Genomic DNA, 26,378 nt, shown 5'->3' with positions numbered 1-26,378 from the left:
CTTCCTACTTCCTATTTCTCTATCTTACCAAAACAGTACTCTGTACCAATATCGTCAACTTTTACAGACACCATTGTACCAATCTCTTGCGGGGTCGCCTCTACTACGATTTTTATATAATTATCGGAATACCCTTCAAACAATTGTAATGCTTCGTTTTGCCTTTGACCCCATGGTTGTTCAATAATCACAGGAAGCGATTTGCCAAGAAATTTTTGATTGTATTCATGTTTCATTTGTTTCGCAAGCTGATTCAATCTTTGACTACGTTTCTCTTTATCAGTATTAAGTACCTGGTTCTCCATTTCCGCAGCTGGCGTTCCTGTTCGCTTGGAATATTTAAAGATATGCATGTCAGAAAATGAAATTTTCTCTACCCATTGTATACCTTCATCAAATAATTCTTCTGTCTCACCTGGGAAACCGACGATGATATCGGTTGTGATTGCAATTTCTGGTATGCGTTTTCGAATGTTTGCTACAATATTAGCATATTGCTCTACGGAGTATTTTCGATTCATTTTGCCAAGGATTTCATTAGTAGCCGCTTGTAGGGGTAAATGAAGATGCCTGCAAAACTTGTCAGAGCTACTCATAATTTCTAAAAGACGGTCGTCGACTTCAGTGGCTTCAATTGAGCTAATTCGGATTCTCTCAAGTCCCTGAACATCCTTAAGTGCTTGTAATACATCTGTCAGTTGTATATCCTCTTGATCTTTACCGTAGGCGCCTAAATGTATTCCTGCTAGCACAATTTCTTTGTATCCTTGTCGAACTATTAATTCTGCCTGCTCAATAATACTAGAAAGTTTACGACTGCGTATTGATCCCCTCGCATACGGTATTATGCAGTAAGAACAAAATTCCGTACATCCTTCTTGAATTTTGAGTGTAGCTCTAGTTCGCTCACCAAAAAAAGGAGCACTGATATCTTCAAAATCTTTTTGCTGCATAATATCAGAAACAGCATTAATAGGTTTCCGTTCTTCTAATAGCTGATTTACGTATTGTAAGATGTTTTGTCTGTCTTGTGTGCCTATTACCAAATCCACTCCAAAAATCTCTAACACCTCTCCAGGTGCTGTTTGCGCATAACAACCAGTGACCACAATAATCGCGTTCGGATTATTTTGAATCGCCCGACGTATCATTTGTCTAGATTTTCGCTGTCCTAAATTCGTTACCGTACAAGTGTTAATAACATATACATCCGCAGTCTCTTTAAAATCAATGATTTCATAGCTGGCATCTGTAAAAATCTGTTCAATGGCTGCCGTTTCGTATTGATTTACTTTGCAACCTAATGTATGGAAAGCAACTTTCATCTTTACTTCTCTCCTAATTCTTGATGAAAAAACAAGATACCTGAAGCAGCTACCATACCTGCAGTTTCAGTCCTTAAAACACGCGGTCCTAAATTAATAGCTTGGATTCCACATTGTAAGGCTTCTTGTAATTCTTCTTCACTGATGCCGCCTTCTGGGCCAACAATCAATGCAATCTTCTTCACTTCTGGATATTCTTTTAATAAAGAAAGCAAACCTTGATTATGCTCACTTTTCTCATATGCAAGTAGTGTTAATGTGGATGAATCGGCAGTCGATAGTTTTAATAACTCCTTGAATCGAATCGGTGCTTGCACATCTGGTATCTTACTACGATGCGCTTGCTCCGCTGCTTCCTTGGCAATTTTTCGCCATCTGTCTATCTTCTTGGATTCCCTATCAGATTCCCATTTTGCAATCGAACGTTTCATTTCTACGGGCACGAATGCCGAAACGCCAATTTCCGTGCCTTTTTGAATAATCCATTCCATTTTATCAGCTTTCGTCATTCCTTGGTACAAGGTGACAAATATTTCTGGTTCATTACACGGTAAATGACTAGAAATAATGCGAAGATGTATCGTCTTCGCATCAATTCTAGATATCTCACATATATAATTGTTTCCAGTATTATCGGAACAAATCACTTGATCACCAATTTGATAACGTAATACTTTGGCGATATGTTTGGCGTCGTCGCCTTCAATAGCAATCGACTGTCCTTGCACTTGACTAGGATCTATGAAATATCTTTGCATAACTATACGCTACTCTGCTTGGCTACAATGGACAGCCAATCACCTTCGTAGATAGTTTCGATAATCTCTAGGCCTACTGATTGAAGAGCGTCAACTACTTCTTGCTCTTTTAACGATATAATTCCGGAAGCAATAAAGAATCCATCACTCGTTAATAGTTTTGGTATATCTGGGGCGAAACGAACAATAATCTCTGCAATAATATTCGCGACTATGATGTTTGCTGGTTTCTCTATACCATCAAGTAAATTATTTTGTTTTGCCTGAACAATATCTTGTACTTGATTAACTTCCGCATTGGCCTTGGTGATTTGAACTGCCAGTTCATCTAAATCAAAGGCAAGCACATTACTCGCTCCTAATTTAGCTGCCACTATAGATAATACTCCAGAACCACAACCTACATCATATACAAAGTCATTCACTTTCATATATTTCTCTAGAGCCGTAATACATAATCTCGTAGTTGGATGAGTGCCAGTTCCGAAAGCCATTCCAGGATCTAACTCAATAACTAATTCGTCTTCTCTTTTTTCATAAGATTCCCAAGAAGGTGTAATTGTGATTCTGTCTGTAATCGCTACAGGCTTGTAGTACTGTTTCCATGAAGAAGCCCAATCTTCCTCGTTCATTTCAGCAACAGTCAAAGTTCCAGGACTAATGTCGATGTCGTATTGATTAAAATTATTTAAGGATTCACGAATTTGTTCAATTGTCTCAACAAGAAAACTATTCACAGGGAGATACGCTTTTACGTTTACTCCTTCTGTAGGAAAATCATCTGGAGACAAATGGTACATTTCTCCAAGGGATGTATCCCAATCCTTATTTAATAATAATGAATCTTCAATCACCACACCGCCTGCGCCCAACTCATGAAGAAGATTGGTAATAGCATCTACTGCTTCATGATTAGTATGAATACAAATTTCTGACCATAGATTCGTCAACAGTTACACCTCTCGCTACTAAAATTATTTAAAATTTGTTATTTAAAAGCATCCTTTACACGTTGAAAAAAGGATTTTGATTGGCTATATGTGTCGTCGCCACCAATGTCGGCAAATTCCTTAAGAAGGTCTTTCTGCTTTTGCGTTAGATTGGTTGGCGTAACTACAACAGCTTTCACGAATTGGTCGCCATTGCCATATCCCCTCAGCCTCGGAGCACCTTTGCCTTTAATTCTGAACATTTTGCCAGTCTGTGTACCTTCTGGTATTTTTAATCTGACTTTTCCTTCGATTGTTGGCACTTCTATCTCGTCACCTAAAGTAGCTTGAGCAAAAGTAATCGGTACTTCACAATATATATCATCCCCATTACGTTCAAAAAACTCATGCGGTTTTACAGTAATAAAGATAAATAAATCGCCTTGTGGTCCACCATTATCTCCTGGTTCACCTTCTCCAGCTACACGAATCTTAGCGCCTGTATCTACGCCCGCTGGGATATTAATCTTGATTGTTTTAGTTTTGCGAATCTTCCCTTGTCCCTTACATTCTGGACAAACCTTCTTAATACGTTTCCCTTGACCTTGACACGCACTACACACACGACGATTCACGATTCTACCAAATGGTGTGTTTTGCATTGTTTCTTCTTGCCCAGTGCCTTTACATACATTACATGTCTCTATGTCATCCTTAGAGGCTGCACCAGTACCATCACAAGCTGTACAATTCTCTTGTTTCGGAAGCTTCAACTCAACTTCTTTACCACTCATTGCCTCTTTAAACGTGATGCTTAAATCATATCGTAAGTCTGATCCACGACGTGGTCTGTTACTTGCCCTTTGACCACCACCGCCTCCACCTCCGAAAAACATGTCAAAAATATCGCTAAAGCCACCTGAGAAATCACCTTCATCAAACCCGCCAAAACCACCAAAACCTTGTCCTTGCGCTCCTGCATGACCAAAACGATCATATTGAGCTCTCTTGTCTGGATTTGATAAAACATCATAGGCTTCTTTAGTTTCTTTAAATTTTTCTTCTGCATTAGGATCATCTTTATTTACATCCGGATGTAATTTCCTAGCAAGTTGACGATACGCCTTTTTAATTTCATCAGCACTAGCTTCTTTTCCAACGCCTAGTATTTCATAAAAGTCTCTTTTACTCATCAGGACACCTCAATTCTATATTACAACAAAGCCAAGGGGGGACCTTGGCTTTGTATAATCATTTAAAGATTATATAATTACTTCTTGTTTTCGTCATCTTTTATTTCTTCGTAATCTGCATCTACGACATTATCATCTTGAGATGCTTGGCTTGCTTGATCTCCACCTTGTTGTTCTTGAGCCGCCTTTGCAGCCTGTTCATACAACTTCATGGAAAGTTCCTGAACTATCTTCTCTAAATCTTCTTTCGCTTTCTTGATGACTTCAAAGTCATTACCTTCTAATGCCTTCTTCAATTCATCCTTCGCTGCATTTGCTTTATCAATAGACTCTTGTTCTACTTTATCTCCAAGCTCTTTCAATGTCTTTTCAGTCGTATAAACCATTGAATCAGCTTCATTTCTTAAATCGATTTCTTGACGGCGCTTCTTATCATCTTCTGCGTTCGCCTCTGCTTCTTTTACCATTTTTTCAATTTCTTCGTCAGTTAAGCCACCACTTGAAGTGATTGTAATTTTCTGTATCTTACCAGTTCCTAAGTCTTTCGCAGAAACGTTTACAATACCATTCGCATCGATATCAAATGATACTTCGATTTGTGGAATTCCACGTGGAGCAGGTGGTAAATCTGTTAATTGGAATCTACCTAACGTCTTATTGTATGCAGCCATTTCTCTTTCCCCTTGTAGAACGTGAATATCTACAGAAGTTTGATTATCAGCAGCAGTAGAGAATACTTGTGATTTTGTTGTTGGGATAGTCGTATTTCTCTCAATAAGCTTTGTGAATACACCACCAAGAGTCTCAATACCTAAAGATAGAGGTGTAACGTCTAGTAATACAACGTCCTTAACATCCCCTGTTAATACTCCCGCTTGAATAGCAGCACCAAGTGCAACTACCTCATCTGGGTTTACACCTTTGTGTGGTTCCTTACCAATGAGATTCTTAATCGCTTCTTGTACTGCTGGAATTCTTGTAGAACCCCCAACTAAGATTACTTTGTCTATTTGGCTAGCAGAAAGACCTGAATCTCTTAATGCGTTTCTTGTAGGCTCTAATGTCTTTTCTACTAAATCTGCTGTAATCTCATTAAACTTAGCTCTCGTTAAATTCAACTCTAAGTGCTTAGGGCCCGTTGCATCCGCTGTAATGAATGGCAAAGAAATCTGTGTAGAAGCAACACCTGAAAGTTCCTTCTTTGCTTTCTCAGCAGCATCTTTTAGTCTTTGTAATGCCATTTTATCCTTGCTTAAGTCAATTCCACTTTCTTTCTTGAACTCACTGACAAGATGATCAATGATTTTCTGGTCAAAATCGTCACCACCAAGCTTATTATTTCCGCTGGTAGCTTTTACTTCAAATACTCCGTCACCAAGCTCTAAGATAGATACGTCGAAAGTTCCTCCACCTAGGTCATAGACTAGTATTACTTGATCATCATTTTTTTCTAATCCATATGCTAACGCTGCAGCAGTTGGTTCGTTAATAATACGAAGAACCTCTAGACCAGCAATTTTACCTGCATCTTTTGTTGCTTGTCTCTGAGCATCATTAAAGTACGCAGGTACAGTAATAACGGCTTTATCTACTTTACTTCCTATGTAAGCCTCTGCATCCGCCTTTAACTTTTGAAGAATCATCGCAGAAATCTGTTGTGGATTGTAATCAGTTCCATCAATTGTTTCTTTATGGTCAGTACCCATGTATCTTTTAATCGATTGAATCGTATTCGGGTTTGTAATTGCTTGACGCTTTGCTGTTTCCCCAACAATGCGTTCTCCATCTTTTCCAAATGCAACTACCGAAGGAGTTGTTCTATTCCCCTCTGCATTCGCAATAACTACTGCTTCTCCACCTTCCATTACAGCAACACATGAATTCGTTGTTCCTAAATCTATTCCAATTACTTTACTCATAGTTTCTTCCTCCTAATGTTTCAATAGTTTTTTATTCTTTCTTTTAAATATGCTTGCGATACTATATTACTGACTTACTTTCACCATTGTAGGTCTTAGAACATCCTCATGAAGCATGTAACCTTTCTGATATTCTTCTAAAACAATGTTAGAAGGTTTATCCGAAGGCTCTTGAGCTACTGCCTGATGGAAATGCGGATCAAATTCTTTATCTACTGCCTCTATAACCTTGACGCCTTGTTTTTTCAATTCTTCAAGCAACTGCTTGTAAACCATATCCACCCCTTTAGTAAACGGGCTATCTAAGCTTTCACTTGAGCTAATAGCACGTTCCAGATTATCTATGATTGGCAGAATTGAGAGTATTAACTCTTTATTTGCCCGTGTAATCACTTGTAATTGATCCTTTTGCGTTCTTCTGCGGAAGTTATCAAAATCTGCTTGAAGACGTAGATAACGATCTTCTTGCTGCTGTAACTTCTCTTCTAATTGTAAAATATTCTTTTGATTTTCATCTAAATCTTGTGTGCCATCTACACATGATTCACATTCTTCTTGAACGCAAGTTTCTTCTAGATTGCTTACTTCTACTACTTCTTCTGATTTGGTACTTTCATTGTTTTTTTGTTTCATCCGTAAACCTCCATTTACTAGCCAGTCTTCATACATAATAAACCTCTAACATCATTCACATTTGGAGCTGCTTTTATTCTTTATTCAATTGATTCAGAGCTTGGGATAAATCCTTTGCCACATAATCAATGAGGGTAATAAGCTTCGGATAATCTAATCTAGTAGGACCTATGACGCCGATGGATCCAATTGGCTTTCCGTTTATCACATAGTTCGCTGTAATAATGGTGCAATTTTTAGCGTCTTCTACTTGGTTCTCCTGACCAATTTTCACTTCAATAGAACTCGTTTGATTGGAGAATAAATCAACAATAACCCCATTTTGTTCAAATAAATTAAAGAATTTCCTTACAGTGTCAATATCTTTAAATTCAGGCTGGTTTAAAATGTGGGTGGTTCCTCTCAAAAAGAAATCTCGATTATCTTTTTGATGAGTGGTTTGTGTAACAATTCCTTCTACAAACTCCATCGCGTGTTCGAATTGTTCCATGTTTTTTCTTAACTCTACTAACACTTCGTTATAAATTGATTGGGAAAGCTTATATAGAGGAACCCCTTGAAGCTTAGCATTTAAGATTTTCGTCAATTTTTCTAGTTCGTAAATTGGTAAATCAGGTGGTATCGCAACAACTTTATTCTCGACATGACCAGTATCCGTGACAACAATTGCAACACAAGAGGCTTGACTAATAGGTATAAGCTGTATACTCCTTAACTTCGCCTTAAACACTTCAGGTCCTAAAACTATGGATGTATAGTTCGTCAGATCGGCTAAAATGTTCGCTGTGTTACGGATGACTTCCTCGGCTTCTGCTTTTCTTTTGAACAGTATGTCCCGAACATTCTCAATTTCCACGTGATTCATCGTAGTAGGCTCAATCAGATAATCTACATAAAAACGATAACCTTTTTGTGATGGCACTCTGCCCGCGGAAGTATGTGGTTGTTCAAGATATCCAAGTTCTTCTAAGTCGGACATCTCATTACGAATAGTAGCTGAACTGTAATTGATTTTGTCCTTTTTTGCTATGATTCGAGAACCTACTGGCTCTGCAGAACGGACATAATCATCGATGATAGTTTTCAATATAAGCTTCTGTCGATCTGTCAGCATTGTTTTATACCTCCTGTTAGCACTCTCCTCTAATGAGTGCTAAACCTTTAATAAAAAAATACAAAAAAAATTGACCTTTGTCAACATATAAGGTGTAAAAAATTGAAAGAAAACACCCAACCTATATTTTGTCGGGTGTTATAATCCTTTCTACAATACCGTTATTCAAGAAGACAATTCGATCAGCAAGAGCCTTCGCATCTTTTTGATCATGAGTCACAAAAATAGATGTAATACCTGTTTGCTTTAATATTTTTCTTAAATCATCACGAATTTGAACTTGTATTTTTGCATCAAGGTTACTAAAAGGCTCATCAAAAATTAACAAAGATGGAGATGGTGCTAATGCCCTGGCTAATGCTACTCGTTGTTGCTGTCCACCACTTAATTCATAGGGATAGCGATCTCTAAAGTCTGTTAAATTAACCAGCGCTAGCATTTCATTTAGTCTTTGTTGCTTTTGCTCTTTACTTATCTTCCTTAATCCATATTGGATATTCTTACCTACCGTCATATGAGGGAACAATGCGTAATCCTGAAATACCATTCCAATCCCGCGGTTTTCAGGAGCTACGAAGTGGTGATCATTAAACATAATTTTGCCATTGACAAGCATTGTGCCTCCAGTAGGAACTTCTAAGCCCGCCATAATTCTCAGCATTGTGCTTTTTCCACTGCCACTATCACCTAAAATAGAGATAATCTCGCCTTTGGCAATCTCTAGAGAAAAATCTTTAATTGTCATTTCTTTTGCATTATCATATTGAAAAGTTGCCTGTTTTATTTGCACATACATTATCTTGGCTCCTTATCTAGTATTCTATGGAAGAAGTAGATGCTAATTCCGCTGATGAAGATAATTAATAGGGATGCCAACGCAGCTTCGTGAACCATCTCATCATTGGCATATTTGAATGCTTGGGTAGCCAAAGTTGCAAAATTAAATGGCTGTAAAAACAATGTTAATGGTAATTCCTTTAATATGTCTACAAAAACTAAAATGAAACCACTAAAGATTGCTCCACGTACAAGCGGTATATCTATCTTAAAGAACGTTTTTACCGTCGAATATCCAAGCATCCTAGAAGCCTCTGTAAACGTATTCCCAACCTTTTCAAAGCCTGATTCTATGGAGTTATATCCAATCGCTAAAAATCGAATAATATAAGCTACTATTAGCATCACTAAACTCGTACGGAATACAAATATCGGATCCACACTCAATATATCTGAGATTGATGTCAGATATCGGTCAATTGCTAAAAAAACCGTAATCACAGCAATTGCAATAGCTGCACCAGGTATTGAGTATCCAAGCGTAGTAACCCTTGATATTATCTTGGTTAACGCCCCTCGATATAACCTCGTATAATTCGCGATAACCAATGAACCAAGTACTATGATAGAAGATGCTATGGAAGCAACTAAAATAGATTGATAGATTAGGTTAATGAACTCATTACTGTATATCTTCTCGTAGGTAATATAAGCCCATTGTAATAGCTGTAGGATTGGTATTATACAGGCGATTACGAAAACCCCAAAGCAATAGAAAAATACTAAAAATGCCTTCCAACCCTTTAATTGCTGTGGTTGAATTGGTCTTACTTTAGTAGATGAAAAGCTATATCTTTTTCTTCCTCGCAAAAATTTCTCCAAAATCAATATCAATATAACAATCAACATTAATGCTCCCGCAAGTTTCAATGCTGAATCGATGTCTTGCATTCCGTACCAAGTCCTAAAAATTGCAGTACTAAACGTTTGGATTCCAAAATAGCTTGCTACACCGTAGTCGTTTAATACTTCTAGGACTACAAGTGTTACACTGCCAACAATTGCAACCCGTGAAATCGGCAATCCAATTCTAAAGAAAGTCTCTATAGAATTGCTCCCTAGCAGTCTGGCGTTCTCTATCAATGAAGATGATTGGAATTGATAGAAACTTCTTGTAATGGTATATACATAAGGATATAAGAAAATCGTAAAAATAAAGATTGCTCCAGGAATAGTCATTATATTAAAGTAGCTTTGATTCACTGTTATTTCAAAGGTATTACGTAGATTTACTTGAACTATACCAGTATAATTGAAGATTCCATGATATGTGTAAGCGCCTATATACGGCGGAATTGCCAAAGGTAAAATGAGTCCCCATTTCAATATGTTCCGAAGTGGAAATTTATACATCGTAACCAACCATGCCAAACTGACACCAATGACTATTGTAGCCAATGCTGTAAACAAAAGTAAAACTATCGAATTATAGATATACTCCTGTAATAGGTATTCTTTTATATGGGTCCAATTATGATTTGGCTCCGCGAAGAATTCTATCGCAATCAATAGACTGGGTACTATGATGATAATGATACTTATTAGACTTAAAACAGCCCAGATATTAAGATGATGGCGTAATCGTTTCCATAGATTTAACTTTCGCAATGCTATCATTTTTTCACATCCTTGATGAGTAAAAACCGTATCACTTTTCAGAGATACGGCTCTTATTGAATTTACTATTTCCAACCTGCTTGGTCAAATAATTTAATTGCTTGTTGTTGGTTTTTACCAAGTGCAGATAAATCTATATTTTGCTCTTTAAAAGTACCCCATGATTTAATATAATCACTAGGCTCTACTTTCGGGTTTACTGGATATTCGTGGTTAGTACTTGCAAATTGCTGTTGAGCTTGCTCACTTGATAAGAACTCAATGAATTTAGTTGCATTTTCTACATTTTTAGCGTGTTTAGTTACTCCGATACCACTAATATTCACATGCGTACCAGTCGTATCTTGGTTCGGGAAGAAAATGCCCACTGATTCGGCTACTTTTACTTCTTCTGTATCCTTAGAGTTCAACATTGCACCAATATAGTACGTATTCATGATTGTTACATCTGCTTCTCCAGCAACGATTGCCTTCGCTTGATCGCGGTCATTACCTTTAGGATCTCTAGCGAAATTCGCCACTAACCCTTTAGCCCAATCTAACGATGCTTGCTCTCCTTTGACTTCAATAAATGAAGCTAATAGAGACATGTTATACATGTTAGTTGATGTACGTGCAACTACTTTACCCTTCCATTGTGGTTCTGTTAAAGCTTCGTATGTGGATAAATCCGCTGGATTTACACGGTCTTTAGCATATACAATAACACGTGCTCTCTTCGCTATACCAAACCATTCGTTGTTATCTGCACGGTATTTATCAGGAATGTTTGCAAAAATTACATCATTATTCACTGGTTGAAATAGACCAGCTTCACTTGCAACATGCATATTACCAGCATCCGCCGTTAAGAATAAATCTGCTTCTGTTTGATCCGCTTCCGTTTTCAGACGCTCAAGTAACTCGTCTCCTTTACCTTCCACAACATTTACTACTATACCTGTTTGTTCAGTAAATGCATCATATAGTTGACGGTCTGATTCGTAGTGTCTACTTGTGTACAGATTTACTACTCCAGCACTCTTAGATTCCTCTACAGGCGGTGTTTGTGTTGTTGTCGTTTTGCCACATCCTGTAACAAGTAGTGATGCCGTTAGCATCGTTAATGCCATAACTTTTAGTGATTTCTTCATTCTCTGTATTTCCTCCCCTAATTATATCGCTACACGCAATCGATAATCATTATTGCTGTGTGGTTAATGTTAATCTATATGATAATTACTCTCACGTCAATAGATATAATGAAAATCAGTATCATGAGTAAGTAAAAAAAAGAATACGCGAGAATTCTGACCCTAATCTCATGTATTCCGATTATATTACTCAAAGAAAGCTTCAATTACATCATTTGCAAATAAAATCCCTCTATTTGTAAGTTTATATCCTGACTTTGTGCGTTCTATTAGATTTTCTGTTATAAGCTTGTGCACCGCACTCCCAAAAATATTATCAAATTTCACTAAATATCGTTCCCAGAAATCAGATACGCTAATACCATCCATAGTACGTAATCCCAGCATTACGAAGTCTTCCATTTGACAACTTTTACTACAGGATTGAGTATCTATTTTATTTTTTAATAATTGAATCCATGTATTAGAATCAGGCTTATTTTGATACTTTTCAATATATTGATCTATCGTTGCAGGGTTCGTGTATCGAATGTTCGAAATATAACTAGCCGCACTGACTCCAAGACCAATATAATTGTGGTTTCTCCAATACTGTAAATTGTGTTGCGATTGATTGTTCCCTTTAGCAAAATTGCTGATTTCATAATGCATAAATTTATATTGTGGAAGCATATCTATCGCATGTTGATACATAGCAACTACTTCGTCTTCGTCTGGCAAGGGTAACTTCCCTTGATGATATTTATGGTAGAATGGCGTATCTTCTTCGATTTTTAAGCTATAGGTTGAAATGTGCTGTGGCGCTAAGTCTATCGCCTGTTCTAAAGTGCTTTTCCAGCTTTCTAACGTTTGACCTGGAATCCCATACATTAAATCGATATTCCAATTATCCAATTGATACGAATGTAATCGTTCCACTGTATCGCACACATCCTCAACAGTATGTATGCGCCCTAGAAGGTTTAATTCCTGTTGTTGCATGGATTGAACACCCATACTGATTCGGTTTACTGCATAGCGTTTCATGACTTCTAATTTTTCATCGGTAATCGTACCAGGATTTGCTTCTACGGTGAACTCAATGAGCGGGTGCAAATGAAAATGTTTATGAATTGATGAAAATAACCGCTCCAACTGCTGCGCACTTAATATTGTCGGTGTCCCACCGCCGATAAAAATCGTTCGAAGTGAAACGGTGTCAATCACTTGCATGAACTCAGCTATTTCATTCTCTATAGCATGAATATAAGTATTAATCGTATTGTTTTTTCCTACGTAGGAGGCAAAATCACAATATTGACACTTCTGAACACAATAAGGGATATGAATATATAAAGATGCGTCATTGATTTTCATAATCTTTCCCTCCAAACTTACTTTATAAAACTGAAAAGTGAACTTCCTAAACATCTAATTACGCAGAAAACTTCAGGCAAGATGCCTGAAGTTTTATTATTTTTTATTAGGCTCGTCCATTTGCAGAACAGCCATAAACGCTTCTTGAGGTACTTCTACACTACCTACCTGTTTCATGCGTTTTTTACCTTCTTTTTGTTTCTCGATCAGTTTACGTTTACGCGAGATGTCCCCACCATAACATTTTGCTAATACGTTTTTGCGCATGGCGCTGATTGTTTCTCTGGCAATAATCTTCTGCCCAATAGCAGCTTGAATTGGAACCTCGAACATCTGACGAGGAATTAAGCTCCTTAATTTCTCAACCAACAAACGTCCACGATTATATGCTTTATCGCGATGTACAATCAGAGATAGTGCATCTACGGATTCCCCATTTAAGAGAATATCCATTTTCACCAATTTCGATGCTCTATAACCGATTAACTCATAATCAAAGGATGCATATCCTTTCGTACTTGACTTCAACTGATCAAAGAAATCGTACACAATCTCCGATAAAGGTATTTCATATATTAAAGATACGCGACGCACATCAAAATACTTCATATCCTTGTATTCGCCACGCTTGTTCTGACAAATCTCCATGACTGAACCTACATAATCGTTCGGAACCATAATTGTTGCCTTCACATAAGGCTCTTCTACACGATCTAGCTTCTCTTGTAACGGCAATTTCGTCGGATTATCAATCCGTATCATTGATTGCGTACTATCATTCATATATGCATGGTATACAACGCTTGGGGCTGTAGTAATTAAGTTAATATCAAATTCACGTTCAATACGTTCTTGAATGATTTCCATATGCAGAAGACCTAAGAAACCGCAACGGAAACCAAACCCTAAAGCTGTAGAAGTTTCTGGCTCATATTGTAAAGAAGCGTCGTTCAGCTCTAGTTTCTCTAATGCTTCACGTAAAGCATCATACTCTGACGATTCTACTGGATACATTCCACAGAACACCATTGGATTCACTTTACGATAACCTGGTAATGCTGCTGCCGCTGGTCTTTTTGCCTCGGTAATGGTATCCCCCACACGAGTATCTTTAACATTCCTTATACTTGCAATCACAAAACCAACGTCACCAACATTGAGTTCGTCAACCTTAATTGGCTTTGGTGTAAATGTGCCTAATTCAATAATCTCAAATTCTTTTTCCGTCGCCATCATACGGATTTTCATACCTGGCTTCATTTTTCCATTGACAACCCTAGTATAAACAATGACACCACGATATGGATCAAAGTGTGAGTCGAATATTAACGCTTGTAATGGTGCATCGGCATCACCAGTTGGAGCTGGAATCTTTTGAATTACTTGCTCCAATATCTCTTCAATACCTATACCTTCCTTAGCGGAAGCCAGTACAGCATCGCTCGTATCTAGACCAATGACGTCTTCCACTTCTTGTTTTACACGTTCTGGTTCAGCACTTGGCAAGTCAATCTTATTAATAACTGGAACAATTTCTAATTCATTTTCTAACGCTAAATAAACGTTCGCTAATGTTTGCGCCTCAATCCCTTGGGCTGCATCAATAATTAAAAGAGCCCCTTCACATGCCGCAAGACTACGAGAAACCTCATAGGTAAAGTCGACATGACCAGGAGTATCTATAAGATGCAATGTATATTCGTTGCCATCTTTTGCTTTATAATTTAATCGCACTGCTTGCAGTTTAATGGTTATACCGCGCTCACGCTCTAAATCCATTTTATCAAGCACTTGATCTTGCATTTCTCTAGATGATAATGCACCCGTAAATTCTAAAATTCGGTCTGCTAACGTAGATTTTCCGTGATCTATATGTGCTATGATTGAAAAATTCCTTATCCTACTTTGTTTATCGATATTACTACTACTCATGAATCATTAACCTCCCAATGCTGATGCACTATTTCACATTATAGCAATTCCCTAAGATGACTGCAATGATTTTGAGAGGATATAGATAATGTATTCCAAAGCCTGAGTTGATTTTTCAATAAACCAGATTATCAAGACTTTTGCTTTACTTTCTAGCTTTCGTTCCAACGTGTGTGCTAAGTCATTGATATCGTTTTTTACGTGATTCGATTCTTTCACAGTAACCGTTGTTTCCACGACGCTATCATCTTTCACTTGCACTGCATGTTGAGCTGTCAGATCATTTTGTACGCTCTGAGTTTGCTGAAAGTAGATGACGCCAGGATTTTCGTATGTACCCATAATGTCAATAACATTGCGCTCTACCACTATAAATCCTAAGAAAATAAAGGAGAGCATAAGTGCTGAGAATATTACTAAGACTATGCCTTCCTCAAAAAACTTTTTCATGTTAATAATTGATTGCATCATTAGCTCCCCTTTCATTCCTAACTTCAACTTCATATTCATCATTTTCAACTCTAGTATTTCCAAACTCTAGTAATATATACTATTGTCCTTGAATGACCATATCTTCATACAGATCAGCAATTATTTTTGCTAAAACCTCTGCTGTTCTGTTAGCCTCTTCGAAATTATTATCTACTCCACCAATCTCGATTAGAACACTATTATGGGAAATGTCCTGATTATATTGACCGCTCTTTTTTGCCCATATACCTCTTGATATTCCAGGTACTTTAGCCTCTAAGCGTCCCTCTATAGTCGCCGCAAATTGGTAGTTATATTGCCACGTAGGGTTAATCTGCCCAATAATAAACCACACAGCTGCATAGTCTTTACCACTATGTGTAACAGTTGTCCTCGCTCTTAAAGCAGAGTCACGATGAATATCAAGGATAAATGGAATATACTTATGCTGTTTTAAAATTGCCTCTACTTCTTTCTTCGAATGCACATATGACTTCCAATATTCCCCTGGTGGCAAATCTACCCAGTAATCTTTTGATGATAGAATTGTTGGAACACCTAGCTTCTCAAGGTTTTCTGCAAGGTGTTTACCTACTAAGGTAATATTATTGGTCGGATGATATGCTTCGTTTGCCTTTTTAATATTTTTTAGCTCCGGTAAGAAAGCTTCACGGTTATGCGTGTGATAGATTAGCACTGGTGGTTTCTCTGTGTAGTTAACTTTAGGCTTAGTCGGTTCTTGCTTTGGTTTTTTCGGTGGTTCAGGTTTTTGATCTTCATTATCTTCTTTTTCGTTCGAAAATAAATTGTCTGGCGGTGGTGTTTCTACCGGTGGAGCATAAATATCAAGTTGATTGCGATCACCAATTAGCTCCATTGCCATTACGCTGTACCCTGGTACCTCCTGATGCAATATGCTTTGTAAATTATAAATCTCTATGCCTGTGAACAACTTAGATAAGAAAGCTCCGAATTCATAGGTTGTCCGATTAGAATGTGTGGAAGTTTCAGTTGCGTTAAGAACTTTCATCTCGTGTTGGAGAATTTGCTTATACGTTGCTGTTCTTATCTTGCTTACTAATTGCTCAACTCTTGATTGCTCATTCGCTTCACTGGTCAAGCTCTCTACACTTGTAAATGTAATACCTACAAGTACGAGTATGAAGACAATAGAAATTGCTATCGTTATGATTTGTTTCTTAATGTCAAATCCACTAAGGTTAACCGTCATACTTCTAAAGTTTCTACGTTTAATAGGCATTCGTATCCTCTCCTTAGGGTTGTCCTAAATCATCAATATGCATACGAATGCCTAATTATTCCTATAAAGTTTAATATTTTTTAGTGAGTGTACATCGCGGCATCTTCAATGCTTATCTTCGGATGAAGAGCAGCATTAAGACCTCCTGCAATAATATTAGCAATCTCTTCAATGTAAGTATCAATTTCCTTTGGCGTAACCATAAATTGATGACCCTCTGACTTCAAGACATGGAATATTAACTGTTTCTTCTGATCTTCTGTCATGTTCTCGTACATGTTGTGCACTGCATGATTCGTTGAAGTATTATTAGATGCGGCAGTACCATCGTGTGGAGGAACTTGTGATTGTGGTGTCGATTGTGTTGCTTGTACAGCTTGTTGTTTTCTCATGTTCTTCGTAGATACATTTGAATATTGCATTGGGGCAATCCCTTTTTCATTAATGTATCTCGTCACATATTCCATAGCATCATGAACAATCGTTACAGCATCTACAACCGTAGGGACTCCAACAGCTATCACTGGAACGCCTAATGTTTCTTTATTTAAAGCTTTACGCTGATTCCCGACACCCGCTCCTGGGTTAATTCCAGTGTCAGCAATTTGAATTGTTGTGTTAATGCGATCAATGCTTCTTGATGCTAAAGCGTCTATCACAATCACTAAATCTGGCTTTATTTGCTGCACGACGCCAAATACAATATCACCAGTCTCAATACCAGTTTGCCCCATCACCCCAGGTGATATCGCGCTAATCGGTCGAAAACCCTTTTCTACCTTATCAGGCATGACTTGAAAAAAGTGTCTAGATATTAAAAGATTCTCTGTCACGGCAGGTCCGATGGCGTCTGGTGTGGCATTTGCATTTCCTAATCCTACAACGAGAATATTTGCTTGATCACTTAGACCCTCAATATATTTAGAGAATTCTTTGGCAAACACTTTAGAAACTGTTTTCCGTAAAGGTGTATCTTTTGTACGTAATCCAGGAGCGAAAATCGTTACATATTTTCCTGGCATTTTGTTAATCGCTTGTCCTGCTTGCATGTCTCGTACATATAAGCGTTCTATCATTACTTTGTCTATCTCTTCTACCTCTTTATCAATACCTGGAATTGCGCCATTTTGACTTACGTGTTGATGCGCTTCAACTGCTAAGTCTGTAGAGAAAAACGGGAAATTCACGGTATCGATATCGTGATATCCTTTATGTGGCATAAAAATTCCTCACTTTCAAGAATACAAATATATAATCTAGTCTGATGTAACTTAGATATTTTATGCATTATAAAAAGAATCTTGTCTTTTTTATTTATACATGATAGAATACTATGTGTTATGTTTGTAAGTGTGACAGGAGTTTTTTCTGTCAAGGGAGGTGAAATAATGGCTAATATTAAATCTGCTAAAAAACGTATCGCTGTGAACGAAAAGAAGCGTGTTCGTAACGTAGTAATTAAATCAAAACTTAAAACTGCAATTAAGAAGTTTGAAACTGCAGTTATCGATACAAATGTTGATGTTGCGAAGCAAGAATTCCTAAATGCAACGAAAACCCTTGATAAGGCTGTGACTAAAGGGATCATTCATAAGAATTTAGCTGCTCGTAAAAAATCTCGCCTTGCACTACGTTTAAACAAATTACAAGCTGTTCAAGCATAAAAAAACGACCTTTACATAGGTCGTTTTTTTCTTAAGAATCCTCATAATGCTTTTTAATATTTGGTAGGTATCGATAGGATGAACCTTTCTAATGCTACCACATCGGACATTTTTCCTGTTTTAATCTGCTCATCTGCCTCTGCTAAAGCAATTAACATTCTGCGTAAGTTCTGCGGAGAGAATTTCGCCCCTTGTTCTAGGGTTATCTTCAATGCATATGGATGCTGGCCTAATTGGGTGGCTATCTGCTGCGGTGAATATCCTTTGTCTAACAAATCTTTGCCAACAAGCATAGTGCGGAATTTCTTAGCTAATAAAAAGAAGATTAAGATCGGCGATTCTTTATTTTTCAACAAATCATAAATCACCTGTAATCCCTGTTTAATATTTCTCTGTGCAATCCGATCGATAAAGGCAAACAGATTTTGCTCAAGTGTTTTTGAAACCAACAATGCAACTGTGTCTGAAGTAATGTTCCCTTGATTTACATATAAGCACAGTTTCTCAATTTCATTAGCCATTAGATTCATATCCGAACCACAGGCAACAATCAACTGCTCCACTGCTTTGCCGTCTATCGTACATTGATGACTTCGCACCTTTGCCAAGATCCAATCTTCCAGTGTTTTTCCTTGTAAAGGGACAAACCCTTTCACGATTCCAGCTTTTTCAATTGTCTTTGCAATCTTCTTTCTTTTGTCTAGCTTGTCTGCTTTTGTTTTAAAAATAATTGTGGTATATGGTGCTGGGTTTAACAAATAGTCGTTTAAGGCCTCTAAATCGTGAATATTCTTTCCGTTGGCTGTGCCAAAAAAATCAGCACGTTCTGCAATCACAATTTTTCTATCTGCCATGAAAGGAATTGTTTCAGCATATTGTAACACTTGTTGAATTGCTATTTCCTCTAAATCAAAAGAAGAATAATTCATATCTAATTTCCCATCGGGAAGCTCATTATGTATCAGTGTATCTAGCCATTCCTCCATAAGAATCGCTTCATTTCCAAAAAGTAAATATACGTTCGACATTGCTCGCTCCTAATTGATTCGGCATTGATGCTCAATTTTAATACATTTATCAGATACTACTTGTAAGCCAGCGTTTCTAGCTAATTCTTCAGCCTCTTGATTAGAAATGCCCATCTGCAACCATACTGTCTTAGCTCCAATAGCAATGGCCTTTTCTACAAACGGCAAAACATCCTCACTTTTTCGGAAGATATTCACGATATCGACTTGTTCTTGAATCTCATCCAGACTTGCTACTGCCTTCTCGCCCAACACTTGATCTAGCCTTGGGTTAACTGGAATTATACGATACCCATGCTTTTGCATATATTGTGACACCTTAAAGCTCGGTCTTGTTTCAACGTCAGATAGACCGACTACAGCAATTGTTTTCGATTCGTTAAGAATCTTTAGCATATCTGAATCCATTATTTTCCCTCCTAAATTAAGCTTTCACAATATGCTTGGTGTACTGTAACTACACCTTTGACTAATACTTTAACACTGTGATTATAATCTTAATGTTCCTGTAATTGAATCATAGTTTCTACGGCCATCCTTTGTTTATTCAATTTAAACGTGATGGCTCCGTGTAAATCAGTTCGATAGATTGCACTTCCTACTTCTTCAAGACGGTCGATAACGGATTGGTTGGGATGACCAAACCGGTTATTAGCACCAACACTTATGGCCGATACCTTTGGCTGTATTGTATCAAGAAAAGCTTTAGAACTGGATGTTTGACTTCCATGATGGGCTGCCTTTAGAAGTTCAATTTCGCTATTCTGTAGGAATGGCCTAATCTTATCCTCAGCGAGTTCATCAATGTCCCCTGTGAGTAGAATATCCATTTCGTTATACATCAATCGCATCACCATAGATAAATGATTAGGATCTGTTTGACTCCCTACTATTATATCAGGATATAAGATATCAAGCACTATTTGATCCTCAATGACAATTTGGTTTCCTTGACTTACTTGAAATATTTGAATATTTTTTTGTTCTGCAATTGATTTTAGCTGAAGAAAGCTTTCCCGTGGATCCTCAAAGCTATATACAAAGCTTTGTACAGGTATCTCTTTAAGTATTTGATACAATCCTTGAATATGATCCCAATCTGCATGACTCAGAAAAACCATATCAAGCTTTCGTATACCATTTGCTCGAAAATATGGCAAAAGGATACGTTCGCCGACATCGTAGACATTATTGTTATAGCTTGGTACACCTCCACCATCAATTAAAATATGTCTCCCTTTCGGTGTTTCAATATGAATTGCATCGCCTTGACCCACGTCAATTAAAGTCATTTGTAAACTTCCTGTCGGTAGCTTAGGAATCCAAAGAGAACCTGCAAAGAGTAGTAAGGCGCAAACCAAACTAATGATGAGTTTATTAAGATACCTACGTTGATACATAAGATATGCAAGGAACAAGGCAAGTAGCAAGTAGCCTACGAGCCATAACCAGTGACGCTCAGGAAAATAGCTGACGTATTTTGTTGCAAACGACATAAATTCAGTAATCCAAAGCATAGCCGATGAAGCCCACTGTAAAATAATTGCTAAAAGTGCCGGTATCATCGGATGAATCCACGAAATTAAAAGAAATAGAAAACCTATTGGTAAAATTACAACGCTTGTTATTGGTAGAATGAAATATTGCGAAAGAAGTACCGTCCAAGAGAATTCTTGAAAATAGTATACCAGCAAAGGGAAAGAGAAAACTTGGGCGCTTATTGTAACAGACAATAGTTTACGCAACCATTTCCAAGTGAAATTCCATTTTAGCAGGAGATAATCAATAATGGGCTCAAATAACAAGATTCCCAATGTAATAATAAACGTCAGTTGAAAACCTACTTGCAAAAGTACTTTGGGGTTATAAAAAGATAATAGGAATGCTGCGATCACGATATTTGTATATACATCGCTCTTCCTTGATAGTAGAGATCCGAGCAATGCAACTTCAATCATTATTACAGCACGTACTACAGACGATGTTCCACCTGTTAAGAGTGCATATATAGGAAGTAAAATAATTAATATTAAATAACTTCGCTCTCTTACCATTCGTAGTCTGTCCATAACAGCAATAAAAGCCAACACAATAATCCCTACGTGCAAGCCAGATATGGCAAATAAATGGGCTAATCCTAGTTTGCGAATTAATTCCTTCGTGTCAAAATCCATCGATGTTCGTTCACCTAGAATTAAGGCGTTAACGATCATAAATTCTTTCTCGCCAAGGTGTGAACGAAGCGCACCTTGATAGAACTCTCGCATTTTAAAAGGAAGATAGGAAAACAAGTATGTCGATAGGCTCGATGTTGGGCTTGAGCTTACATCTATTCTTTGAATGATTTTCACATTACTGCTATCACTAACGACTTTTCCATCCCAATCGTGGAGCCAGTAATATCTTCGTTCATCGAAGCCTCCAGGATTGCGCTTCGGTTCTACCTTACGGAATTCTCCAGAAACTTGTACGTAATCACCAGGGTAGATAGATACGCTAGTAGATGGCTTGGGATCGCCCGACATAGACTCTGTTGCTTCATCATTCTTATAGAGTATGACACGTATACGATGTTTTTCTAATGTTTCTATGATGATATTCTGTTGTGTTGGTGTATGCCATGTGGTATCCACAATGCCTTCCATCGTGATATCCTGACGATCTTTCAACACTGATCCTATCGAGGAAGTTTGTTTCACCGTTACTAGACCATAGAAACTTCCTAACAGGAATATAAATACAGATAGTAGTATTGAGATGAAGGTTTGCTTTGATAGCTTGAAATGATTAACGGCTACAATCGATGATAGTATCACGATGAGCAATATAAATACCAATTGGGTTATTTTTTTAATGATGAGACTAGTGTTAGAAAACGCATATGCATCTAGGATTGCTACAGATAAGAATAATCCCGTGATAAAAATCAATAATGACCAAAATAAAGGGCGACGCATCCAATCCCTCCCATATTTCACATAGAGAGATTTTCGACGTTGCGCGTTTTAAATCCTGTTTGCTATACCAGAAATATCAATTACAAACGCATGACCTCTTCTATATCTCCCTTGTCCCTTACGGGTTAACATGACGACGCTGCAGAATTCACTGTATGTACTTTCAAGACACGTGATGCGTTGTTATCCGTAGTATGCTGAATCGCTAACAAAAACATCATGCTAAATGTCTAGATGTTGTCTTCTTTTAATTGTCTGGCAACATGAAATATTGTAGCAATTTCTACTGAATCAGATTTATCCTATATATAATTCTATGATTGATAGATATGATTTCCCTGATTTTGTTGTCACTAGCCTCAGGTACAACCCTACCGATAAAGGGAAAATTTGAAATATCTTCTGTTTTTTTAATTATTCTTTCGATATACTGTTTAGCATTTGATTCAGAAATTAGCCGATATATATTTATAAATTTCTTCTAAATCATTCAATGATTTTTGCGACCAAATTAATTTAATCATTTAGATACTCTTTCCATAGCTTCTTTATGAGTAATCCCCTTGCCTTCATCGAGTTCTTTCAATCCAGCTTTTATTTGTACACGAGCGTATACTTTATACATAATATCTTCTATCGTAGCAGTTTCAGGCAATTCTTTGATGATTTTTATAACTTCTTCTTTTGCACTCATCTCGATCGCCTCCATATTGAATACTTATAATCATTATACCCGAAACGTAATTTTTGGTAATAGTCTAAGCATCAATATTATGGATAACGTGGCGCATTCCTGCACCGCCTCAGGCTTAGATAACTCGTATCTTAGCCTGAGGCGGTGGCTTTGTCCGTCTTTTCAGGACAAAGCGAACTGGAATGTTTTGTTAGTTGATGGTTCAGGTCATTTACTCTAAATGCGTAAGATAACCCCACAAATTTTTTCTTGTAGTTTACAATAAAAAAAATCCGAATCAGGACATTCTCACTCTACATTTCATATCATAGTTTTTGCTAATTGGACAAGTTTGCTTAATGTTTTCCAGTTACGCACAGTTGTTGGTACATTCAATTTATAAAGATTATTAGCAAGTTTTGAATTCCAAATACTATGATGGAATAAAAGATATACCTCTCTCCCTACAATTTGATATTTATCACTTTCACTTCTGTAAACATCTATGCACTCAATCTTTTCTTTTAAAGGATGTTGTGCCAATAATGCAACATACAGACTCTCTACTTCGGATAATGTCTCTGCTTGTGTCACTTCATCCTCCGAGAATGGGCAATTCAAAATAATCTCTTCTAACTCTGTAGACGTCCTCAAAACAACCTTTACAGGAATTCCAAACACTGTTTCAATCTCATGTTCAATTTTATTGCACAGAGATTCCTCTACTTCATTTGATTTGAATAGAACATTTCCACTTTGAATATATGTTTTTACTTCAAAAAGTCCAATTATTCCATTACTCGTTTCAAATCTGCCATTTTAATTATATTTTTTCCACCTACGTTGATACCTGTTAATAATGCTATATAAACATTCATATTGTTAATTCTCCTTAATATTAAATAAATCGTAATGTATTATAATTGTGACTTATCTTTGTGCCATAATAATCTAAGAAATCTTTAGATGCGGAAATGTAACCTTTCATAGACCTGAAATTTCAAATAACGTCTGACGTCTGCAACATCCGCTAGATTTATATAACTCATATCTTAGCTAGTGGATGTGGCATGATTACTTCATGCTATAACTCCAACCGAATATGCTTCTTGTTTGCCCCTAGTGGAGAGCCTTGTTAGGCGGCGGACTCTGCCCCACATAGCAAGAGCAGAAGGACGCTGCGGACTAACAACTATCATAATGTCAACTAAAGGAAATAATACCACATCTTACGGCAGTTGATTTAATTCAATTATATTGCCTTCAGGATCTTTAAAATAAACAAATCTAAACCCAGCTACACTTGGTGGTTCCTTCATGCAAATCGGTTCAGATACAAATTCTATCCCTTTTGACTTAAGACTCGCATATGCTTCCCCAAGATTTTCTACTATTAAAGCAATATGTCTAAATCCAGGATAGTTTGCAATAGATAATTCATCACACCTATCCATCTTTTTTTCAAATTGAAACATCTCAATTTCTACATTGTTTCCGGGTATAGCCAAATGTGCACCTTTAGCAACTGCGTTTGGAAGTCCGATACCCTTTCTAAATTCCTCATTACTAACCTCAATTTCTCTAATAATTTCAAATCCTAAGATTTTCGAATAAAAATCTATCATTTTTTTATAATCCTTAACAACGATTGCAACATGCCTAAACTTACTTACTTTTATCATTTCATTTGCCATTCCTTTCTTAAGAAAAAATTTATTTTTATGTAAACACGGTATGCTCAATCATTCAACGCTCTTCTCAAAAACACCCAAGCAAGGATGCGAGATTATGGCAGTAAGAAAAACATCACCAGTATCGTGTCGTCTTTCACATCATATGTGCTGTAACTCTATTACTTTCTTTAAATTCCGCGCAGACGCGCGGTTATTGCAGAGTCTGTCGCCGTCACGGTAGAAACACCAATTACTTGCTGTCCCCCGCACAGATTCCAGCGTGCGGAACTACCGCACTGGGCTCTTCAGATATATTCACTTCCGTAATCAAGCAAAACATTCTTTGAACTTTAGCTGGTTTTCAGCTACTTCGGTTATTTTTGTCTCATTAAACCATACCATTTCATTTTTGCGTTGAACTCGGTCCAGTTGAAGCTTTTCTTTTGGCTTCTGCGGTTTAGCCATTTATACAGTATTTTGATGGCTATGTTATAGAATTGTTGTATTCTGCTATAATTTCCTATGACTCCGTAATAGTTAAAGTATCCTCTAAGTTTGGCATTAAACATATCTACGATTTTCTTTAGTCTTTTATTACGTTTCTCTTTGCACCATTCGGTAAAGTTCTGTATTGATTTGGTTAGTTTCTTTCGGCTGGTCTGTCTCGTTATTATGTCATTCCCTTTTTGTGAGACTTTCCATCGGTATCCAAATCCTAGAAATTCAAAGCTGGTGTTTTCGTGCTTTCTAAATCTTGAGAAACTTATTACTTTTGTCTTCTCTTCTGCTAATTCCAGCTTGAATTTTCCCAGTCTTTTGCCAAGTGCTTTGTAAAACCTCTCTGCGTCTTGTTTATATCTGAACGCGCAAATGAAATCATCTGCAAAACGACATAGGTATGCGTCGCTTATGCTTCTTGGTTTTACTATTTTTTCAAACCATAAATCTAGTGCATAGTGAAGGTAGATGTTTGCTAGTATTGGACTTATGGTTGAGCCCTGTGGACAGCCTGTTGTTGGGTGTATTGTTTTTCCTGTTGTGTCTAGGATGCCTGCTTTTAGCCATTTTCTTATGAGTCCTAGGAATGCTTTGTCTTTTATCCGCAGTTGTAGCATTTTCATTAGCCATTCATGGTCTATGTTGTTGAAGTACCCTTTGATGTCTGCTTCGACTATGTAGCTGTATTTGCCTTGGATTTCTTTGGTGAGTTTTTTTACTGCTTTTTGTGGTCCGACTCCTGGTCTATACCCGTAGCTGCTTGTTAGAAATTCTTGGTCATAGATTGCTTCTAGTATTTGGGCTGCTGCTTTTTGTAGGATTTTATCTTTGACTGTGGGTATTCCTAGGGGTCTGGTTTTTCCATTTTCTTTTGGTATGTTGACTCTTTTTATGAGTTTGGCTTTGTATTTCTTTTGTTTTAGTTGGTCTAGGAGTTCGCTGAGGTTTGGGTCAAGGTTTTGTTTGAATTGTTTTGCGTTTACCTTGTCTACTCCTGCTGATGCTTTTTTTATTGATGCTACCCCATGCCTCATACAAAGCGTTTTTGTCTATTAACCCATAAAGGTTACCGAAGCGATAGTTCTTATCTTGTTTTGCTTTTGTTGTTATTCCCCGCAGTGAGGTTTGCATAGTTTCCACCAGTCCTGCAGTCCGGATTATAAATGTCAACATAAACATGTACACTTTTGACTGTTTAAGAATGTACAGTTTTACTAATTATCTCGTTCCAGATGGTCCTTAATTCGGTAAGAATCACCAATAATATTAACTACCGTTGCATGGTGGAGGACACGATCCAAAATTGCATTTGCTATCTTAGGATCTTGGAATACCTCGTCCCAGGATTTAAAACCAACATTAGTTGTTAAAATCGTACTTTTCTTTTCATATCTCATATCAATGAGT

The 26,378-nt window shown here is 37.2% G+C and carries 24 protein-coding genes and 1 pseudogene; 1 reads left to right on the top strand and 24 read right to left on the bottom strand.

The features are described from left to right. Positions 1–11: 11 nt before the first annotated feature. The 15 genes from mtaB to gpr all read right to left on the bottom strand — a co-directional run bounded on the left by mtaB (position 12) and on the right by gpr (position 17,698). Entirely contained in the window at positions 12–1,325 is a 1,314-nt protein-coding gene (mtaB, locus tag BHU72_RS04135; protein WP_069701374.1) for a tRNA (N(6)-L-threonylcarbamoyladenosine(37)-C(2))-methylthiotransferase MtaB, read from the bottom strand. A gap of 2 nt (positions 1,326–1,327) precedes the next feature. Then, positions 1,328–2,083 carry a 16S rRNA (uracil(1498)-N(3))-methyltransferase gene (locus BHU72_RS04130; RefSeq protein ID WP_069701373.1) on the bottom strand — a complete coding sequence of 252 codons (756 nt, stop codon included), beginning with the start codon at positions 2,081–2,083 and terminating at the stop codon, positions 1,328–1,330. A gap of 2 nt (positions 2,084–2,085) precedes the next feature. Continuing rightward, entirely contained in the window at positions 2,086–3,033 is a 948-nt protein-coding gene (prmA, locus tag BHU72_RS04125; RefSeq protein ID WP_069701372.1) for a 50S ribosomal protein L11 methyltransferase, read from the bottom strand. A gap of 38 nt (positions 3,034–3,071) precedes the next feature. Next, the gene (gene dnaJ / locus BHU72_RS04120; RefSeq protein ID WP_069701371.1) at positions 3,072–4,205 is read right to left on the bottom strand and encodes a molecular chaperone DnaJ; all 1,134 of its coding nucleotides are present in this window, start codon (positions 4,203–4,205) and stop codon (positions 3,072–3,074) included. A 77-nt stretch (positions 4,206–4,282) separates the two neighbouring features. Continuing rightward, positions 4,283–6,124: a molecular chaperone DnaK gene (gene dnaK, locus BHU72_RS04115; protein ID WP_069701370.1), complete on the bottom strand. Its 1,842-nt coding sequence runs from the start codon at positions 6,122–6,124 to the stop codon at positions 4,283–4,285. 66 nt (positions 6,125–6,190) lie between these two features. Continuing rightward, positions 6,191–6,757, bottom strand: coding sequence for a nucleotide exchange factor GrpE (gene grpE / locus BHU72_RS04110; RefSeq protein ID WP_069701369.1), 567 nt, complete (start codon positions 6,755–6,757; stop codon positions 6,191–6,193). A 73-nt stretch (positions 6,758–6,830) separates the two neighbouring features. After that, complete coding sequence (gene hrcA, locus BHU72_RS04105; protein WP_069701368.1) at positions 6,831–7,871, bottom strand: heat-inducible transcriptional repressor HrcA; 1,041 nt, start codon at positions 7,869–7,871, stop codon at positions 6,831–6,833. A gap of 121 nt (positions 7,872–7,992) precedes the next feature. Next, the gene (locus BHU72_RS04100) at positions 7,993–8,667 is read right to left on the bottom strand and encodes an ABC transporter ATP-binding protein (protein WP_069701367.1); all 675 of its coding nucleotides are present in this window, start codon (positions 8,665–8,667) and stop codon (positions 7,993–7,995) included. After that, positions 8,667–10,325: an ABC transporter permease gene (locus BHU72_RS04095; RefSeq protein ID WP_069701366.1), complete on the bottom strand. Its 1,659-nt coding sequence runs from the start codon at positions 10,323–10,325 to the stop codon at positions 8,667–8,669. The genes BHU72_RS04100 and BHU72_RS04095 overlap by 1 nt, the downstream gene beginning before the upstream one ends. Before the next feature lie 65 nt (positions 10,326–10,390). Then, entirely contained in the window at positions 10,391–11,458 is a 1,068-nt protein-coding gene (locus BHU72_RS04090; protein WP_069701365.1) for a Fe(3+) ABC transporter substrate-binding protein, read from the bottom strand. Positions 11,459–11,644: 186 nt separating this feature from the next. Further along, positions 11,645–12,814, bottom strand: coding sequence for a radical SAM family heme chaperone HemW (gene hemW, locus BHU72_RS04085; RefSeq protein WP_069701364.1), 1,170 nt, complete (start codon positions 12,812–12,814; stop codon positions 11,645–11,647). 96 nt (positions 12,815–12,910) lie between these two features. Further along, positions 12,911–14,746: a translation elongation factor 4 gene (lepA, locus tag BHU72_RS04080; protein ID WP_069701363.1), complete on the bottom strand. Its 1,836-nt coding sequence runs from the start codon at positions 14,744–14,746 to the stop codon at positions 12,911–12,913. Positions 14,747–14,797: 51 nt separating this feature from the next. After that, positions 14,798–15,259 carry a hypothetical protein gene (locus BHU72_RS04075; protein ID WP_218076095.1) on the bottom strand — a complete coding sequence of 154 codons (462 nt, stop codon included), beginning with the start codon at positions 15,257–15,259 and terminating at the stop codon, positions 14,798–14,800. Between the two features lie 37 nt (positions 15,260–15,296). Beyond that, positions 15,297–16,478 carry a stage II sporulation protein P gene (gene spoIIP / locus BHU72_RS04070; RefSeq protein WP_069701361.1) on the bottom strand — a complete coding sequence of 394 codons (1,182 nt, stop codon included), beginning with the start codon at positions 16,476–16,478 and terminating at the stop codon, positions 15,297–15,299. A gap of 80 nt (positions 16,479–16,558) precedes the next feature. Further along, on the bottom strand, positions 16,559–17,698 hold the full coding sequence (gene gpr / locus BHU72_RS04065; RefSeq protein WP_069701360.1) for a GPR endopeptidase: 1,140 nt from the start codon (positions 17,696–17,698) through the stop codon (positions 16,559–16,561). A 168-nt stretch (positions 17,699–17,866) separates the two neighbouring features. Here gpr and rpsT point away from each other — a divergent pair, with 168 nt between their 5' ends. Beyond that, positions 17,867–18,142 (top strand): 30S ribosomal protein S20, encoded by a 276-nt coding sequence (gene rpsT / locus BHU72_RS04060; RefSeq protein WP_069701359.1) that lies wholly within the window; start codon positions 17,867–17,869, stop codon positions 18,140–18,142. A 53-nt stretch (positions 18,143–18,195) separates the two neighbouring features. Here the strand turns inward: rpsT and holA are convergent, their stop codons facing one another. The 9 genes and pseudogenes from holA to BHU72_RS04025 form a co-directional block, all read right to left on the bottom strand. Further along, the gene (gene holA / locus BHU72_RS04055; protein ID WP_069701358.1) at positions 18,196–19,170 is read right to left on the bottom strand and encodes a DNA polymerase III subunit delta; all 975 of its coding nucleotides are present in this window, start codon (positions 19,168–19,170) and stop codon (positions 18,196–18,198) included. 9 nt (positions 19,171–19,179) lie between these two features. Next, a complete protein-coding gene (locus tag BHU72_RS04050; protein ID WP_069701357.1) occupies positions 19,180–19,578 on the bottom strand; it encodes a CoA-binding protein in 399 nt (132 codons plus the stop codon). A gap of 89 nt (positions 19,579–19,667) precedes the next feature. Then, the gene (locus BHU72_RS04045; protein ID WP_069701356.1) at positions 19,668–22,127 is read right to left on the bottom strand and encodes a DNA internalization-related competence protein ComEC/Rec2; all 2,460 of its coding nucleotides are present in this window, start codon (positions 22,125–22,127) and stop codon (positions 19,668–19,670) included. 283 nt (positions 22,128–22,410) lie between these two features. Continuing rightward, positions 22,411–22,593, bottom strand: a complete 183-nt coding sequence (locus BHU72_RS16485) for a type II toxin-antitoxin system RelE/ParE family toxin (protein WP_367114453.1) — start codon at positions 22,591–22,593, stop codon at positions 22,411–22,413. A gap of 54 nt (positions 22,594–22,647) precedes the next feature. Beyond that, entirely contained in the window at positions 22,648–22,821 is a 174-nt protein-coding gene (locus BHU72_RS15765; RefSeq protein ID WP_176720393.1) for a hypothetical protein, read from the bottom strand. Positions 22,822–23,121: 300 nt separating this feature from the next. Next, positions 23,122–23,678, bottom strand: a pseudogene (locus BHU72_RS04040) (DUF1697 domain-containing protein). Positions 23,679–24,029: 351 nt separating this feature from the next. Next, a complete protein-coding gene (locus BHU72_RS04035; RefSeq protein ID WP_141709245.1) occupies positions 24,030–24,494 on the bottom strand; it encodes a VOC family protein in 465 nt (154 codons plus the stop codon). Positions 24,495–24,847: 353 nt separating this feature from the next. Continuing rightward, positions 24,848–26,005: a group II intron reverse transcriptase/maturase gene (ltrA, locus tag BHU72_RS04030; protein ID WP_218076094.1), complete on the bottom strand. Its 1,158-nt coding sequence runs from the start codon at positions 26,003–26,005 to the stop codon at positions 24,848–24,850. 180 nt (positions 26,006–26,185) lie between these two features. Then, a partial coding sequence (locus BHU72_RS04025) for an ATP-binding protein (RefSeq protein ID WP_176720392.1) occupies positions 26,186–26,378 on the bottom strand: 193 nt, incomplete at its 5' end.

This window comes from Desulfuribacillus stibiiarsenatis, assembly GCF_001742305.1.
Lineage (GTDB): Bacteria > Bacillota > Bacilli > Desulfuribacillales > Desulfuribacillaceae > Desulfuribacillus_A > Desulfuribacillus_A stibiiarsenatis.
The sequence above is the reverse complement of the archived record's forward strand: the minus strand, read 5'-3'. Positions and strand labels throughout refer to the sequence as shown.

What these genes read in the sequence shown, in the direction of transcription:
- mtaB (WP_069701374.1), bottom strand. Translation starts at nt 1,325, where the DNA reads ATGAAAGTTGCTTTCCATACATTAGGTTGCAAAGTAAATCAATACGAA.
- BHU72_RS04130 (WP_069701373.1), bottom strand. Translation starts at nt 2,083, where the DNA reads ATGCAAAGATATTTCATAGATCCTAGTCAAGTGCAAGGACAGTCGATT.
- dnaJ (WP_069701371.1), bottom strand. Translation starts at nt 4,205, where the DNA reads ATGAGTAAAAGAGACTTTTATGAAATACTAGGCGTTGGAAAAGAAGCT.
- dnaK (WP_069701370.1), bottom strand. Translation starts at nt 6,124, where the DNA reads ATGAGTAAAGTAATTGGAATAGATTTAGGAACAACGAATTCATGTGTT.
- grpE (WP_069701369.1), bottom strand. Translation starts at nt 6,757, where the DNA reads ATGAAACAAAAAAACAATGAAAGTACCAAATCAGAAGAAGTAGTAGAA.
- hrcA (WP_069701368.1), bottom strand. Translation starts at nt 7,871, where the DNA reads ATGCTGACAGATCGACAGAAGCTTATATTGAAAACTATCATCGATGAT.
- BHU72_RS04100 (WP_069701367.1), bottom strand. Translation starts at nt 8,667, where the DNA reads ATGTATGTGCAAATAAAACAGGCAACTTTTCAATATGATAATGCAAAA.
- BHU72_RS04095 (WP_069701366.1), bottom strand. Translation starts at nt 10,325, where the DNA reads ATGATAGCATTGCGAAAGTTAAATCTATGGAAACGATTACGCCATCAT.
- BHU72_RS04090 (WP_069701365.1), bottom strand. Translation starts at nt 11,458, where the DNA reads ATGAAGAAATCACTAAAAGTTATGGCATTAACGATGCTAACGGCATCA.
- hemW (WP_069701364.1), bottom strand. Translation starts at nt 12,814, where the DNA reads ATGAAAATCAATGACGCATCTTTATATATTCATATCCCTTATTGTGTT.
- lepA (WP_069701363.1), bottom strand. Translation starts at nt 14,746, where the DNA reads ATGAGTAGTAGTAATATCGATAAACAAAGTAGGATAAGGAATTTTTCA.
- BHU72_RS04075 (WP_218076095.1), bottom strand. Translation starts at nt 15,259, where the DNA reads ATGATGAATATGAAGTTGAAGTTAGGAATGAAAGGGGAGCTAATGATG.
- spoIIP (WP_069701361.1), bottom strand. Translation starts at nt 16,478, where the DNA reads ATGCCTATTAAACGTAGAAACTTTAGAAGTATGACGGTTAACCTTAGT.
- gpr (WP_069701360.1), bottom strand. Translation starts at nt 17,698, where the DNA reads ATGCCACATAAAGGATATCACGATATCGATACCGTGAATTTCCCGTTT.
- rpsT (WP_069701359.1), top strand. Translation starts at nt 17,867, where the DNA reads ATGGCTAATATTAAATCTGCTAAAAAACGTATCGCTGTGAACGAAAAG.
- holA (WP_069701358.1), bottom strand. Translation starts at nt 19,170, where the DNA reads ATGTCGAACGTATATTTACTTTTTGGAAATGAAGCGATTCTTATGGAG.
- BHU72_RS04050 (WP_069701357.1), bottom strand. Translation starts at nt 19,578, where the DNA reads ATGGATTCAGATATGCTAAAGATTCTTAACGAATCGAAAACAATTGCT.
- BHU72_RS04045 (WP_069701356.1), bottom strand. Translation starts at nt 22,127, where the DNA reads ATGCGTCGCCCTTTATTTTGGTCATTATTGATTTTTATCACGGGATTA.
- BHU72_RS15765 (WP_176720393.1), bottom strand. Translation starts at nt 22,821, where the DNA reads ATGAGTGCAAAAGAAGAAGTTATAAAAATCATCAAAGAATTGCCTGAA.
- BHU72_RS04035 (WP_141709245.1), bottom strand. Translation starts at nt 24,494, where the DNA reads ATGGCAAATGAAATGATAAAAGTAAGTAAGTTTAGGCATGTTGCAATC.
- ltrA (WP_218076094.1), bottom strand. Translation starts at nt 26,005, where the DNA reads ATGAGGCATGGGGTAGCATCAATAAAAAAAGCATCAGCAGGAGTAGAC.